The organism is Nostoc sp. DSM 114167, assembly GCF_052692655.1.
Map to the genome: position 1 here is coordinate 1,641,107 of NZ_CP195116.1, position 16,259 is coordinate 1,657,365.

Consider the following 16,259-nt stretch of genomic DNA (forward strand, 5'->3'; position numbering starts at 1 on the left):
AGTATATTGGCAATAATCTGGGAATAATTGTAGATATTTATACGTATTTTGGCAGGCGATCGCACTTAGATAGAAATTGCCTACTCTGGGTCTAGTTTGCATAATTTTGGGTACATTACCGCAAATGCGCTGATACTTTAATTTCTCCTCTTCATAAATTCCGCAAAAACACCGTTACGCTATTTGTGTTTGCGATCAAAACTTAGAGCATCCAGTTTATGAGGGCGGATTTATGACCAACCCTGTAAAGACGGTTATCCAAGTCAATCTGGAGATGGCTCTAGAAGTAGCTCAAGAATTAGAGCAAGCTCCATACACTCAACTCGGTGCTTATTGTTTGGAAATTTTACGGGAAATCGGATGTGCTGGTACTGAACTCCCAGTTAACTTACAAACTCGCGATCAGCAGCTAAATTTCATTACAGGCTTTGCATCTTATGCTTTTGGGGAGGTACAAAGTGTATAAAGCATTAATTGATGATATATTTTCTGATTCCGAAGATACAGAAGAAACTACCTTTCCTGCCACAAATGAAGATTTATTAATCTTAACAGAAAAATATTTAGGGTTTGAAATTCCCTCAAAGGTTTTCTTGCAAGCTATAGCCATTGCTGATTACGACGGTGCAGCTGCTTTTCGCTACGTTGATAATTATTTGATTACTCTCAAAAATAAGAAGAAGCGTAAGCAGAAGAAATTACTTGTGTTAGGTTGTTCGACTAGATTTGACAATAATTGACGTGTTTATTCACCAGTTAACTAAAAACCAATACGATTTAGATAAGATAATTTGCACGGCTGATGTAGAGGCGTTGTATTACAACGTCTCCGCACATTTGTTTCAAAAAGACAATAAACAACAATAACAATTTATCTAGAGTTAGTGGTAGGGCAAACGCATTTTATTTACTAATAAAAAATCAAAAGGATTCTCAAGTTATCTAATTGAAGAAGGCATGAGGCAGAGAGCAGAAGACAGTATTCATTCTGCCCTCTGCCTTTTTCGATAACTGTCATTGATGAGATTATAAACAAAACAAATCCGCTCTTCTCGGAAAATATCAATTAGCTTATTTTAAAATATATAACTCTTTAGTAAAAGTAAAAAACTCACGATTTGGGTAATGGATAGCTTTACCAAAAAGAGAGGTTGAGAGTGAGGTTAGAGGTTGTTTGAAAAGTGGTTGGCTGTGATTTTAATCACCCCCCTTAATCCCCCCGATGTATTGGGGGGAAACCGAAAAATCCAGTTCCCTCCCCTTTACAAGGGGAGGGTTAGGGTGGGGTAAAAAATATTTGATACATCAATCATAACTTTTCAAACATCCTCTTAAGCCTCGCTAGATTAGGAAACGCTATATGAAATTTAAAAAATTATTTTTTAATAAATAAAGTAGTACATTAAACATATATCTAAAGAAATAGATTAATTAACAATAAACTAAACAAATACTGTTTAAATTATCACAAATTAATTTAATACCAGACTATACCTTAGGCAGAAGGGTAAGAGAATTAATTCAGCTAACTTAGTTAATTAAATAACAACTTATCGGCTCAATACTTTTGATTGAAATCCTTGCTTAGAGTTGAGAAATAGAAAAACTTTTTCTATATTTCAACAAATTGCTTACTAGCATAAAAACCATTTAACTTCAAACTCAGCTTCAGGAGATACCAATGAACTTAAACCACAGTAAAAATTTGCTCAAAATGCTTGCTAGCCTCGTGGGAGTTGCTAGTACTGGTGCTTTAATAAGTCTTCCAGTATACGCTCTGCCCCAACCCATCTCTAGAAATTTGGAAACTAGTCAAGCCCCCATAGGTGATAGATTGTACTCTCAAGCAGGGCAATCTACAGGAGGTGATTCTACCACCGGAACGCAGCAGTATCCAAATAATGGCACTAGTGGTAGTGGAACTGGTACTAGTGGAACGCAGCAGTATCCAAATAATGGCACTAGTGGAATAAATAATGGTACTGGAACACAGCAGTACCCAAATAATGGCACTAATGGAATAAATAATGGTACTGGAACACAGCAGTACCCAAATAATGGCACTAATGGAATAAATAATGGTACTGGAACACAGCAGTACCCAAATAATGGCACTACCGGAACACAGCAGTACCCAAATAATGGCACTACCGGAACACAGCAGTACCCAAATAATGGCACTACCGGAACGCAGCAGTATCCAAATAATGGCACTACCGGAACGCAGGACAATACAGGAGGTAACAACACTACAGGTGGACAAAACACTGGTGGAGGTGTCAGAGCGCTTTGGTAATTTCTTAGCCCTATACGATACAGGCTAGAGAGCTTGTTAAGCTTGCTTCCTCTACTTAGATGATCTCAAATCATGACTGTTATCAACAGTAAATGCAGTAGAAAAGATGAGATGCTATGTCAATTGATTCGATTTCTACTGCAACTACTTTTGACAATTTTGTTTTACCTTCCTCACAAAATTACATATCTAATCCTAGACTATAGGAATCCGATTTGATTAATGAACATATTTGCGTGGCGCGCGTTCGCAAAGCGTCTCGCAGAGAAGCGCAGCGCAAGCGCGATAGGGAGGGAACTCTTAACAGGGAACGTGGAACAGGAAAAAAGTGATTTAGGGGTGTACTGAGTTTTTTCAGAAATCAAATATGAGTCTTATAGTCTATTCATCAGAATGATACCTCAAATAAGTACAGAGTATAATCAGCTCAAAAATTAAATAATTGATAATTAATTTGGTACTAAAATATTGAGAGGCAGAATTTAAAATTTGAAAATGTTTAAGCAATTAGATAAATTAGTTATTTTTATTTGTGCATCTGGATTAAATTTTAATCCGGCTATGTCTTTAGCTTCTGAACTAAGAGTTCCTTCTCATACTTCAACCAAGAATTTAGTCTCTCAAACGGCTTATATTAATAATAATTTAATTATTCAACCTCTTCACCTAGAGATCAGCCTTCGCAACCGTCGAGTAACCCTATATCGAGGAAAAAACCGAATTAAAAGTTATCCCATAGCAGTAGGTCGCCAAGACTGGGAAACCCCAATTGGTAATTTTCGAGTGCGTACAATGTTAGAAAACCCTACTTGGATAAACCCTTTTACAGGTAAAGCTATCCCAGGAGGAGACCCTGAAAACCCGCTTGGCAAATACTGGATTGGATTTTGGACAAACGGTAAAAATTGGGTTGGCTTTCACGGTACCCCTAATCCTGATTCAGTAGGTAAGGCTGCCTCACACGGTTGTATTCGGATGTACAACAACGATGTTAGAGAATTATTCTATCAGGTTAATATGGGAACACCAGTTACTGTGGTGCGATAGCTGATATAGGGTTATGACAAATTACGGATTAGTATTACTTCTGGCAAGACAAACTTGTTCATAGCTTTTACCAGCAATATCCCAAGTGAATTCTGTTTCTACCAGTTGCCTGCCATTGTGAGACAATTCTGAACGCAGATGTGGACGATCGAATAGTTGACTAATAGCGGTGACGTACTCTGCTGGTTTATTGGCTCGTAATGCCCGTAATGGATAACCAGCAGCATCTACAGCTAATCCTTCTAAGCCGCGATCGCTGGCTACTACAGGTATACCAGCTGCCATTGCTTCTAAAGTTTTATTTTTAATACCAAACCCAGTCCGCATCGGTACAACGCAGATGGTGGCTTGATGTAAATATTCTGCCATCGAAGGTACACGCCCCAGCACATTAATTCCTGGTTTTTTATCAAGTGCCAAAACTTCTGCCACTGGGTGAGAACCGACAATATCGAAAGTAGTATCGGGATACAATTTTTGGATTTCTGGCAAAACTTCATTGCTGAAAAAGCAGACAGCATCAATATTTGCTAAATTATCCATTGCACCAATAAAAATTAGGCGATGTCCTCCGGGATCGGTGGTACGCTTGGGGAAAGAAACTAAATCTACGCCATTGGGAATAACTGTAATCTCACTATTGGGGTTAAATTCTTGTAGTTGAATTTTATCTTCTGCTGTTGTCGCCACAATTGCCGAAAATTTAGCGCAGTAGTTTTGCTCATAACGCCGCAAAAGTGGCAGATTAATTTTGTCTCTGAGTGAATTTTCGGAAATGCCTGTTGCTAATTGGTTCTGACAGGTAGCGTAAACAGAACTATGAACATTAACAATGGTTTTTAGCTGTTTCTGAAAATGTGGCTGCACATAAATCTCATTGACGCTATGTTCGCAAGTAATTACATCACATTTTCCCGCTTCCACCCAGTTATTAACCCATGTTTGCATCTCAACTGAGTAGCGGTTAAGTACGCTTGGCGGTGTTCCCTGCTGCAAAAATCTGCCAAATCGCTGTATTTTCTGCAATATTCCCGTGGTTTGGGAATCTGGCGGGCGTTCAAAAATAGCTAAACGATCTACACAATCGCGTAATCCTGCTACTTCTGCGTCTGTAACATCACCCTCGCGTTGAGTCGCGAGGGTGACAGTATGACGTTGACTCAAGTACTTGAGTAAATTAAATGTCCTAACTTGGGTTCCTCCACGCGTTGCTGGGTAAGGAAAGGTGGAAGATAGCATTAAAATGTTCATATCAGCGTCTTCAAAAGTTTTTGGTTGAGCCAAAATAGGAAGGTGCAGCCAAAGTCAATTCTAAAGGGTGCGATCGCAGCGGAATTTTAATCATAAACTCTGTTCCCTGACCGGGTGCTGAAATACACGTTATTTGACCACCATGTTTAGAAACAACAATTTCCTGGCTAATCGACAAGCCTAAACCCGTACCTCTACCTACGGGTTTTGTTGTAAAGAAGGGGTCAAATAGGCGATCGCGTACTTCCTCTGTCATACCAGGGCCAGTATCGCCAATCCTAATAGTCACAAACTCATTGTCAGTTACTTCGGTGCGAATCCGAATCGTGCTGCGGCAAAAGTAAATTTCTTGGGGCGATCGCTCTTTATCATACTCCTCCAAAGCATCAATTGCATTCGCCAGTAGATTCATAAACACTTGGTTGAGTTGTCCTGCATAACACTCCACAAGCGGTAGATCGCCATACTCTTTAACGAGTTGAATACCTAGTTGGTTAGAACTGGCTTTAAAGCGATTGTGCAAAATCAGCAGCGTGCTATCTAGTCCAGCGTGAATATCTACCAGCTTCATTTGGGCTTCATCGACGCGGGAAAAAATCCGTAACGACTGAATAATTTCGCGGATGCGGTCAGCCCCAACCTTCATCGAACTCAGCAATTTGGGCAGGTCTTCACTCAAAAATTCTAAATCTATCGCCTCAGTCAGCTTTTGAATTTCAGGTAGAGGTGAGGGAGTGTACTTGGCATAGAGGTTCAAGAGGTCGAGCAAGTCTTGGGTATATTGATAGGCGTGAGTCAGATTTCCATAGATAAAGTTGACAGGATTGTTAATTTCATGGGCGACACCTGCCACCAATTGTCCCAGACTGGACATTTTTTCACTATGAACCAGTTGGCTTTGAGTTTGTTGAAGTTGGCGAAAGGCGAGTTCTAGGCGATTGGCTTGTTCTCGATAGCGTGCTTCTGATTCTTGCAATGCTTGTTCTGTACAAATGCGCTCTTGAATTTCCTGTTGCAGCAGCTGATTAGATTGCTCAAGTGCAGATGTCCTTTCTTCCACGCGTTCTTCTAACTCAGATGTCAGTTTTAAGAGGGCGTTCTCTGCCTTAGTTCGCTCTTGAATCTCCTGCTCTAGATGCACATTTTGCTCTTGCAGTTTCTTCGTCAGATTTCGGATGCTTAAATGGATTTTGACACGGGCTAAAACCTCTTCATGCTGAAGCGGCTTAGTGATATAATCTATTGCCCCAAGATTCAACCCTCTAACCTTATCCACCGTTTCAGAAAGCGCCGTCATAAAGATTACGGGGATATCTTTCGTTGATTCTTGAGCTTTCAAATGCTGGCAAGTTTCAAACCCGTCCATACCAGGCATGAGTACATCTAATAAAATTAGATCGGGAAGAGCGTATTCAACCTGTTCAATTGCATCCTCGCCATCCTGCGCTACTAAAACTTGGAAGCCAGAATCAGCCAAGAAATCGAATAACACTCCTAAATTTGTCGGGTTGTCATCAACAATTAAGATAATGCCATTTTCAATGTTGGAAATACTCATTAATTTACTCCTATATTTTTTAAAATTTCACGGATTTTTTTAACCTGAAAACCTTTAGCTAATTGACGCAACTCTAGAGAAAAAGGCGCATATTTCACATCCATTTCTTCCAATTGATTAACTCGCTCCACAATACCTTTAAGATCGCCTTTCATTGCTAAATTCAATAGAGTAGCTATTTCCTCTGTCGAAGGAGTTACCAATGATTGCTGAGAATTTTCTGCTTGATTAACTTTAGATACTTGAGTTTCTCCATCATCATAAATCCATTCCAGTTTTAAGTGATACTGTAACTTTTCTAAAAGCTCTGTTATGCGAATAGGCTTAGGTAGAAAATCATTGCAACCCGCCTCTTTACTTTTGTTGAGATCGAAATCAAAAACACTGGCAGAAGTGCCAATGACGATCGCATTTTTTAGTTCAGGCGATCGCCGAATGCGACGGGTAGTTTCAAAGCCATTCATTTGAGGCATCAACAAGTCCATTAAGATACAATCTGGATTCGATTCAGATGCTTTATTGAGGCAATCTTGACCATCTATTGCTTCCATAATTTCAAATCCTAAAGGCGATAGCATCTTAACCAAGATTGCCCGATTTTCTGCTCTATCATCTGCGACAATAACTTTCCGTTTATCGCCTTTAAAACTTTGGATGTTTCGTTGCACTTTTTTGACAACATCAGCGTATTGAGAAACTTCAGGTAAATCTAAATCAAAGAAGAAAACGCTCCCTTTCCCTAAAGTACTCTTCACCTGGATTTCGCCACCCATCATCTGAACTAATTGGCGGGTAATTGCCAGTCCCAATCCTGTTCCTTCTGCTTTGCGATCGCGATCTCCTACCTGCTGGAATGGCAAAAATATCTCTTCTAATTGCTCTGGTGCCATACCAATTCCTGTATCTTCTACCTGAAACCGAATTTTACCTTCCTGATAGCCGACTTTGAAAGCCACGCCTCCAGTTTCAGTAAACTTAACGGCATTACCTAGTAAGTTAATCAAAGCTTGCCGTAACCGTTTTTCATCAGCTTTGACACCTGTAGGAAGTTGAGTAATCTGTTCAAAAATTAAGCAAATACCTTTTTGTTCGGCACGGATACGGCAGATTTCGGCAATGCCTTCGAGAAATTCTGGAAAATGAAAATCCGTTAGGTGGAGTTCCATTTTTCTCGCTTCAATTTTAGAGAGGTCTAAAATGTCATTGATCAGATTCAAGAGGTGGTCGCCACACTGATGAATAATATTCACACCATCTTTTTGTGAGTTAGTTAAACTTTTTTCACGCTTGAGGATTTGGGCATAACCCAAAATGCCATTAAGTGGTGTTCTCAGTTCATGGCTCATGTTGGCAAGAAAATCACTTTTAGCCCGGTTGGCTGATTGGGCGATTTCTTCTGCTTTTTGCAAATGCACATTTTTTTCCTGTAACTCTAAAGTTCGCTCTTGTACTTTAGCTTCTAAGTTAGTGTTGGCTAATTTTAAGTCTTTATAAAGACGAGCATTTTCAATGGAAATTGCTGCTTGCGAAGATAACAGTTGTAATACTTCTAAGCGATCTGATGTAAATGCACTAATGGTAAGATTATTTTCTAAATAAAGAATGCCACTAAGTTTTCCTTGATGGATGAGCGGTGTACACAAAACCGATTTAGGTTTATGGGTGGCGATGTATGTATCTGTGGTAAATGTTCCTTCACTAGTTGCATTGCTGAGGACAACATTTTCTTTAGTTCGAGCTACATAATTAATCAGTGAAATTGGCAACTGCTGACTAGTTGATACTGGGATTTCTTGTAGCACAGTTACATCAGTTTTATCTACTGCTCCTGATGCTTCTATTAACAAATCTCCTGATTTTTCTAAAATTAAGTAGCCTGTTTGAGCGCCAGCATTTTCTAGCACAATTGTCATTAACTTAGTTAACAAATTGCTCAAAACTATTTCTCCAGAAAGAGCTTGAGATGCTTTCATAACTGTGGCTAAATCCAGCGAGTCTGAAGCATTTTCACTCGTAGAGCTAATTATCCGAGTCACGTTTGTACTGACGGTTTCGCGCTTTGATATCCGAAATAGTTGAGGATATCTTTTTTCCAAGTCTTTGACTTTTGCCTTCGCTCCCCAGCAACCATATCCATAGTAGGCATCGTTGAGGTAGGTATTAGCAACTTTCTCTCTCCCACAAGCAAAATAGAACTCTGCTGCTAGTTCCGAGGCTAGGGCTTCTTCTTGAATATATCCATGTTCTCTGGCTCCAGTTATGGCTCGATCGTAAAACGCGATCGCTTTGGCATCTTGTTGCAATACTCGCGCCTTTTCTGCTTCCACTAAATCGTACTTATGCTGATAGTTTGCAGGAGAATGCAACGCCCATTGCTTCATTTTTTTCTGCTGCGCTACCACTTGGCTGAGATATTCTTGGCGCTCGCTTTTTGATGCACTGGGATACAAAGCTAAGAGAGTCAGAGAGGAGTATAACTTGTGTTCGGCTTTGTACATCAACGCTCGTCCACCTTGTTCGTATTTTTCTGCCAGCAGGGCATCCTCAGCAGCGCGATCGTAATTTTTAAATAAATAACCCAGAATCAGTTTAGAAACATAGATAGGATAAATAGCCATATAATTATTGCTATCTATCAGAATTGGCAACATTTTATTTTCATCGAAACTTTCGCCAATTAATCTATATGGTTCAGCCGTTTTTTTAATTAAATTCAAACCTGTTTGTCGGACTATCTTAGCATAAATAATTTGAAATTCTTGTTTTGTTCTTTGCATCAAAGCAATATAATGCGCCTGTTTCTGGAGAGCTATTTCTAGATTTTCACCGATAAAAAATAAATGCGTACAATAAAAACAAGCCGAATAAGAAGCATATTCTAAATCTCCTGTTTCCAGCCCTCTTTGGACACCCTCAATTAACGGTTCTATAGTATTAATAGCTGGCTCTTTCCAATGTCTGATAAAATAATTAAATGTTTCATAAATTTTCGCTGTCATCTCCTTGGCATTAAATTGATTTAACAGCTTTAAGCCTAGCTGACCAAATTGATAGCCAGAATCCATGTCTTCAAAAGCGCCACATAGGAACATTCCATAAAGTACATACGTATAAGCTGACAGAGGAGAGTTTCCATATTTGAGACAGAGATTGGTCATTTTAAAAACGACCTGGGGATAAAGTTCGGGAGCTGCAATATAAACCGGAGGAATCAGATTGATTAAGACTCGCAGTGCGGCTAATTTATAAACATCAGTCATTTCTGGCAATTCTGTTAAATCCTCAATCCGTTTTCCTCCTAAATTCAATCTAGTCAGTCTCATTGGGGGGTTTTCTGATAAAGGCAACCCTAGCATTTTTAGCACTTGCATTCCAGTATTTAACGCAGCTTGCATTTGGTTTTTAGCAATATAAAACTGCATTTTTGTCTCATACACCTGGACTCGATCGAGCAGGGTTTTTGCCCGTGCCAAAACTACATCAGAAAGCATTTCTGCTCGCTCAAAATTAGTGTTGAGGAATTCTACTGCTGCTGTTTCTACATGGAGGTTGAGTGTCATGTCATACTGACATTGCCAACTATCTGCTGTAAGAAGTTCCAAACCTACATTTAAATATTTAACAGATGATTCATAAGCTGTTGCTGCTTTTGCTTTCTGTCCAGCTATAAGATTGAGTTGAGCTAGTCTATCTTTTTGAGGCTGTTGGGTAATGAATTCGGCACCAACATTTAGTTGGTTGACAATTTCAAAAATGTTTTCTTCAATGTCCGTTTCCGAGGTATGTATTAGTAATAGTTCGCCGATTTTTAGGTGAGTCTGTTTTTTCCGATCGTCTGGAATGAGAGAATAAGACGCTTGCTGTACCCGGTCGTGTAAGAACTTATAGGTAATGGGTGATGGGGGCTGAGTAATGGGCGATCGCTTATTCTCAGTCTCCATTTGTTCTGAGTCGAAAACGAGCGGTGTTTTGTAGGAATTATTGAGGGGTAGAACTAAACCTGATTGCAGAGCTTCCCACAAATCGGCTGCTGTTTCTGACTGAGATGTTTTATTAATAATTGCCAACATATCTAAAGTAAACTTGTCTCCAATACAAGCGGCAAACTTTAACACATTCTGGGTTTTTTCAGATAGTTTTTGAATTTGACTGACCATCAATTCAACGACATTATCAGTTATATTAACTCCCTGAATAAACTCAATATTCCATTGCCACAAACCGCGCTCGAAGTCAAATAATAACAAGTTATCCTGATAAAGAGATTTGAGTAACTGAGTTAAGAAAAAGGGGTTGCCTTGGGTTTTTGTAAAAATTAACTCAGCTAGCGGCTTTACCTTTAAAAGTTCGCTACGAAGAGTATCGGCTACTAACTGATTGACGTGAGCGATATCCAATAGCTGGAGGATAATGTTATTTACGATCGCACCAGTCTGTTGAATCTCCTCTAAGGTCTGAATAAAAGGATGAGTGGCATTTACTTCGTTATCTCGATATGCACCAATTAGCAATAGATATTGGCTATCTGGGTCGGTCATAATTAACTGGATCAGCTTGAGGGAAGCTGAATCCGCCCACTGCAAGTCATCCAGAAACAAAACTAGCGGGTGTTCGGGTTGACTAAATACATGAATGAATTGTTGAAACACCCGATTAAATCGATTTTGTGATTCTGACGATCCTAATTGAGGAACTGCTAGCTGCGGGCCAATAATCCGTTCTAATTCGGGAATAACGTCTATAATCACTTGAGCGTTGGAGCCAAGAGCATCTATTAGTTTTGATTTCCAAACAGCGATTTGCTCGTCGGTTTCTGTTAGCAATTGCCGCATCAAATCTTTGAATGCTTGAATTAAAGAAGCAAAAGGAATATTCCGCTTGAACTGGTCAAATTTCCCGGAGATAAAATAACCCCGCTGGCGGACAATTGGTTTGTGAACTTCGTAAACTAAGCAAGATTTACCGATGCCTGAGTAACCAGAAACTAGCATCATTTCTGTACTACCAGAACTGACGCGATCGAATGCTTCTAACAAAGTAGCAACTTCTATTTCCCGTCCGTAGAGTTTTTGCGGGATCGAAAATTGACTGTATGAATCTAATTGACCGACAATAAAGTGAGAAATCTCGCCATCCGTCTGCAACTGAGTCAGACAGGTTTCTAAATCGGCTTTTAGTCCGAGAGAGCTTTGATATCTATCTTCAGCGGTTTTAGCTAACAATTTCATTACAATGTCAGAAACCGCTGAAGGAATTTTGGGATTGAACTCTTGAGGGGTTATTGGTGTTTTGGCAATATGGCAATGAACAAATTCTAGAGGGTCAGCGGCATTAAAAGGCAGCGAACCTGTCAGCATTTCATAAAAAGTAACGCCTAAAGAATAGAAGTCGGTACGGTAATCAATTGACCGATTCATTCTTCCGGTTTGCTCCGGTGACATATAGGCGAGAGTGCCTTCTAATAAATTGGGATTGCTGATGCTTTGATTTTCTTTTTCTAACCGCGATGCAATACTGAAGTCGATAATTTTAACTTGCCCGGTTTTTGGGTTAATAACGATATTGTCAGGTTTAATATCTTTATGAATAATTTTGGCTTGATGCAGTTGAGTGAGAGTGGATGCTAGCTGAATGGCTATTGTGAGAAATTCAGTTAATGATAATTGGCGATCGCTAATATACTTTTTCAGAGATTCTGCACCAAAGTCTGCCAAAATTAAGGCTAAACCGTTATGATGATTTTCTAAAGCTAGGGACTTGACAATTCCTTCTATATCTATTAATGTCTGCGATATTTTATATTCATGTCTGAGTCGGGTTAGTTCTTCGAGGCTGGGATACTCGGCTTTCAGGGCTTTAACGATCGCAAGGCTTCGATCTAACTGCTTGGAAGCGCGATAAATAACAGTATTCACACCTTCATGCAGAGCTTCAATAAAGTTGTAACCGGGAAGGACAGGTATCATTTTTCTAAGCCTAAGTAATACGATGAACTGGGCATGATGCTAATGAACGTTATCTATAACTGTCAAACAAAAGGACAATCAAGTGCTTTCTTTAGCATTCCCAACCAGCTCATAAGTTCTCTAAGGCTAAATAAAGCTCAACATTTGAAAATATTAAGTTTGCGGCTCATAACCCAGCGTTGATCGCACGTGACCGCAGGACGTGAACTTAGCTGTTTGAAAAGTCTGTTGAGCAAAAAAGCGCGCACAAGTACTAATGGACGCTGTTGGCGAAGTCAAAAGTAGACAGGAGTTCCGTAGAGTGCCACCTTAAGATTGGCACTATATATATCCAAGAGATTTAGGGATATGATGTCAAACCGCAACCCATCAGTCCTGTGCCAGGTAAAGAGTTCGTGTCACCCATGCTGCTTTTGCTTTCTCCAAAGGGAACCTTTATCTTACGCTGCGAGATGAAATTGGCACACTTTATAGTGACAGTGACTTTGACGTTTTGTATCCTTCATGGTTAACCAAGAATTACACCTTGGCGATTGGTGTTAATTTGTGTGCTGCAATTTTTTGAGGATTTGTCAGATACATCAGATTATTTCATAGCTAAAAAATAATGCTAAATAAATGTAACAATACTTAAGTTTTATGAAAATAGAAATTAAATTATACTTGTATATGCACTTGAGATTTTCTATTAATACATAATTATTCGATGTAATGTACGGTTATTACTGATCTAAAAATGACTAATTTAGCAAATTGCAATAGTAGCCAAGACCTGACTGAACAAATAAAATCTTTTCCGAAATAGCTAGAATGTTCCGTGTAGTAACTCTTGTTCATTCCATTAGAATTAGAACAGGAAAAAGACTTATGGCTGTAAAAGTTTATATCTGGTATCCTAAAGCCTTTAGAAGTAGTGGCTTGAGTGCTTTGACTTTTAGTGATGTGGGTCATGTTTCAATGCAGATTAACAATATTTACATTAGTCATCGACCTTCTTTGGAAAATAATATCAATACTGACATTAGTTATCGACCTATCCTGGAGAATAATAATGCCCGGACTCATCTGATAGAATATGCATTGCAAAGTCTACTATCCTCAGAATCAGATTCAATTAAAGTTGAGGATGTATCACCAGTTCAAATAAGTGAGAAAGACACTACAAAGAAATATGTTAATGTTGACCTTGTTCCATCTGCCGATTCTACAAATTACAGTTATTATCAAGAATGTAAAGATAAAGGGCGTCAAGCAGATAGAACTATTGAACTAGCCGACTTTAATGAACATAAAATGTTAACATATTACCAAACAGTACAGGGTTCAATGTATCATGCAATTTCTAATAATTGTTCCACATTTATAGCCAATGTTATTAGAAGTTCATTGGATTGCTCCTCCGAATTATGTGCTTTTTGTTCGCTTAGAGATAAAGGTGAAATAAAGAATAAGCATCTCGTGGTTGCGTCTTTAATAGTGGGTGGAGTAGCTATAGCTGTAACTGGCGGACTTAGTACGCCTGCACTTCTTTCAATTGCTGGTGGATCAGTACTTGGGAGAATTCCTGTATGGACACCTACTTTAATAGAGGAATTTATAGAGCTACTTAAAGAAGATTTTAAGAAGAATTCCCTGACCCTAATGACAACCAAATGTTTGAATGCTTCTGCTGACTATAACACCGATACAGCTATCGAAGAAGTAAAAAATGATATTGCTGCTATCGTCATCCAGAAATTGCACAGCAGTGAGTTGCACGATATTAATTTCGCTGTTAATAAATTAGTAAGTTCTAATCCTATTGATGATGTTGTCGATGGCATTAACGCTGTTTTTAAAGATGCAGTTAATTCAATCATCAACTTAGGAAAATATTTTTAGCAAATTTTGACTTTTACTAATAGGAAAATAAAATGCAAACAAGTGACCTTATTGCCCTTATTGCTGTGGTTATTTCTCTTTATGCTGTTTGGATGCAGAACAAAGGTGTCCAACAGCAATTACTAGTTGCAAATATTAGTGCATATACAAAGCGATACCAAGAAATTTTTGAAAAGCTACCTAAAAACATACTTGATGAAAACTTTGACTTTGGTTCTCTTACAGAAGATGAAAAAGAGAAGTTACTGCGTTATGTGTGGCTTTACTTTGATTTATGTTATGAAGAACATATGTTGTATCACGAATTAAAGTTAATTGATCAAAAGTTATGGAAACTTTGGGAATTTGGGATGACATCGGCTTTTAAAAGACCTGCGTTTTATCAATGTTGGAAGTATGTTTTTGAAAACTCATATTATCCAAGATCCTTTAATAAATTTGTTAGCGATAAAATGTCTGATATGCACAATAGAGGTAGGAGAATTTGACTTGTTCCTATCAAAAGTTTTTTATTGATATGGTTCTTATGCTCTGAAGACACTCCATTCACATTTTATATAATTTTGGTACTCATTAGCTTAAAACTTTGAGTGCTTTTTTCTTACTCAAATTTTAGAAGTAATTGTTTCTTCATTGATAATGCTCTCATGTTTTTAATAGACATCTTGCAAAAATTGTTTTTATAAGATGTTGGGGAAAGGTTAAAGGTAAGGGAAAATTCCATACCTTTACCCTTTAACCTTTCCCCTTTTCCCCCCAATGCCAAGAAGTCTATCGATCAAAGCATAATCAAACCCAGTCGCACACCCACAGCAACAGCCTCAGTACGGCTAGAGACAGTGAGCTTTTGAAAAATAGACGAGAGATGAAATTTGACGGTATGCTCAGAAATATGCAAACGTTTTGCGATCGCTTTATTTCCCAACCCCGATCCCAGCATTCCTAAAACCTCTATCTCCCGTGGTGTCAAGGTTTGTACGGGATTTGTTTCGATTTTTTCGCGGATAGACAGTAATTCTACAGCATTTGGGTGCAGCACCAACAAACCAAAAGCGATCGCTTCCACAGCCGCAACAATTTCTGACTCTGTACTAGTATTAGGCAATATCCCGCGGATACCAGAACGTAACGCCGTCTCTAAGTCGATGCTGTCGAGTTCTTCAACAATGACGATTATTCCTAATGGATATTGCTGTTCTTGAATAACTAGCAATTTTTCCCACACCGCTTGTTGAAAATTCCCGCTCAAATCTACCAGCACCACATCCGGCTGTAATTGCCCAACTTCACTCGCCAATACATCCAAATCGGATGCACTCCCCACAACTGTCAACCGAGGATTGGTAGTCACCACAGCTGATAACCCTGCCCGCACCACAGGGGAAGTAGCAACCACCATCACTCGGATCATGTCGCCTCCACAGCAGTTTTATCGGACTGCACGGCAACATAAATCACGAATTGCTGCTTACCGCGTAGGAGTTGTAGCGGCACAGATCCTTTACTTTCATGGAGATATTTGCTTAAGTCATTCATGCTAGTAAATAATCGCCCCGAAACTCCAATTAAAACATCGCCGATTTGTATACCAGCATTTTCTGCCGCACTGTTAGGTAAAATTGACAGCACCAATAAACCCAAGCTACGCCTACTTAAAAGCACAGGTTGCAGTGTAACTCCCAACTGCGGACGACTATTTCCTCGTAAAAAACGCTCAACGGTGTTGCTGGGAACCGCCACAGCCAAACCATTAACAATCATCGTATTAATTCCCACGACCAGGCCTTGACAATCGGCAAGTGGCCCCCCAGAATTACCAGGATACAGCTGCAAATCCGCCATAACTGCTCGTGGATTTTTTGCATGGATAATTCCAGTGGTAACAGCGCCACTGTCAGCAAAGGGATTACCCACAGCTAAGACTAATTCACCCACTCGTAGCGCTTCAGAATTGCCGATAGTTGCAGCAGTTAAATCAGTGGCGACAATTTTCAGAGCTGCTAAATCCTGCTGTGGATCGAATTGGGTACGCACCGCATCAAATACCCTTCCATCTGCCAATTCCACAGTTGCGCGGTTGCTAGTTGCCACATGGGCATTAGTGATAATTAATCCGTCAGATTGCCAAATGACACCAGAACCGACTCCCTGAGAGCCGCTTTTTACTTTGACAGTGCGTAGACGTAGATTAGCAGCTACCTCTGTCAATTCAGCAGCGACATTAATTAATGTTGTGTTTGCCATGTTATACAGTTTTTGA

Annotated in this window: 11 protein-coding genes; 6 read left to right on the forward strand and 5 right to left on the reverse strand. The window is 39.3% G+C overall.

Annotated features, from left to right (window positions below):
• The first annotated feature begins 232 nt into the window (after positions 1–232).
• From NSTC731_RS06965 to NSTC731_RS06980, 4 genes are all read left to right on the forward strand, one after another.
• A complete protein-coding gene (locus NSTC731_RS06965; RefSeq protein WP_094352841.1) occupies positions 233–466 on the forward strand; it encodes a hypothetical protein in 234 nt (77 codons plus the stop codon).
• The gene (locus NSTC731_RS06970; protein ID WP_445630171.1) at positions 459–740 is read left to right on the forward strand and encodes a hypothetical protein; all 282 of its coding nucleotides are present in this window, start codon (positions 459–461) and stop codon (positions 738–740) included. The genes NSTC731_RS06965 and NSTC731_RS06970 overlap by 8 nt, the downstream gene beginning before the upstream one ends.
• Before the next feature lie 941 nt (positions 741–1,681).
• Positions 1,682–2,296, forward strand: coding sequence for a hypothetical protein (locus NSTC731_RS06975; RefSeq protein ID WP_445630172.1), 615 nt, complete (start codon positions 1,682–1,684; stop codon positions 2,294–2,296).
• Between the two features lie 495 nt (positions 2,297–2,791).
• Positions 2,792–3,343, forward strand: a complete 552-nt coding sequence (locus tag NSTC731_RS06980) for a L,D-transpeptidase (protein WP_445630173.1) — start codon at positions 2,792–2,794, stop codon at positions 3,341–3,343.
• 21 nt (positions 3,344–3,364) lie between these two features.
• On the opposite strand, the gene NSTC731_RS06985 is transcribed toward NSTC731_RS06980, so the two are convergent.
• The 3 genes from NSTC731_RS06985 to NSTC731_RS06995 are packed head-to-tail and all read right to left on the reverse strand — an operon-like array spanning position 3,365 to position 12,118.
• Positions 3,365–4,594, reverse strand: coding sequence for a glycosyltransferase family 4 protein (locus tag NSTC731_RS06985; RefSeq protein ID WP_445630174.1), 1,230 nt, complete (start codon positions 4,592–4,594; stop codon positions 3,365–3,367).
• 10 nt (positions 4,595–4,604) lie between these two features.
• On the reverse strand, positions 4,605–6,152 hold the full coding sequence (locus tag NSTC731_RS06990) for a hybrid sensor histidine kinase/response regulator (RefSeq protein WP_445630175.1): 1,548 nt from the start codon (positions 6,150–6,152) through the stop codon (positions 4,605–4,607).
• Complete coding sequence (locus tag NSTC731_RS06995; protein ID WP_445630176.1) at positions 6,152–12,118, reverse strand: AAA family ATPase; 5,967 nt, start codon at positions 12,116–12,118, stop codon at positions 6,152–6,154. The genes NSTC731_RS06990 and NSTC731_RS06995 overlap by 1 nt, the downstream gene beginning before the upstream one ends.
• A gap of 867 nt (positions 12,119–12,985) precedes the next feature.
• Between NSTC731_RS06995 and NSTC731_RS07000 the strand changes: the two genes are divergently transcribed.
• Positions 12,986–13,999, forward strand: a complete 1,014-nt coding sequence (locus NSTC731_RS07000) for a hypothetical protein (protein ID WP_445630177.1) — start codon at positions 12,986–12,988, stop codon at positions 13,997–13,999.
• Between the two features lie 32 nt (positions 14,000–14,031).
• A complete protein-coding gene (locus NSTC731_RS07005) occupies positions 14,032–14,487 on the forward strand; it encodes a hypothetical protein (RefSeq protein WP_445630178.1) in 456 nt (151 codons plus the stop codon).
• Positions 14,488–14,777: 290 nt separating this feature from the next.
• Here the strand turns inward: NSTC731_RS07005 and NSTC731_RS07010 are convergent, their stop codons facing one another.
• Positions 14,778–15,410: a response regulator transcription factor gene (locus NSTC731_RS07010; protein ID WP_445630179.1), complete on the reverse strand. Its 633-nt coding sequence runs from the start codon at positions 15,408–15,410 to the stop codon at positions 14,778–14,780.
• Positions 15,407–16,243 (reverse strand): S1C family serine protease, encoded by an 837-nt coding sequence (locus NSTC731_RS07015; RefSeq protein ID WP_445630180.1) that lies wholly within the window; start codon positions 16,241–16,243, stop codon positions 15,407–15,409. Before NSTC731_RS07015 ends, NSTC731_RS07010 begins: the two co-directional genes overlap by 4 nt.
• Positions 16,244–16,259: the final 16 nt, after the last annotated feature.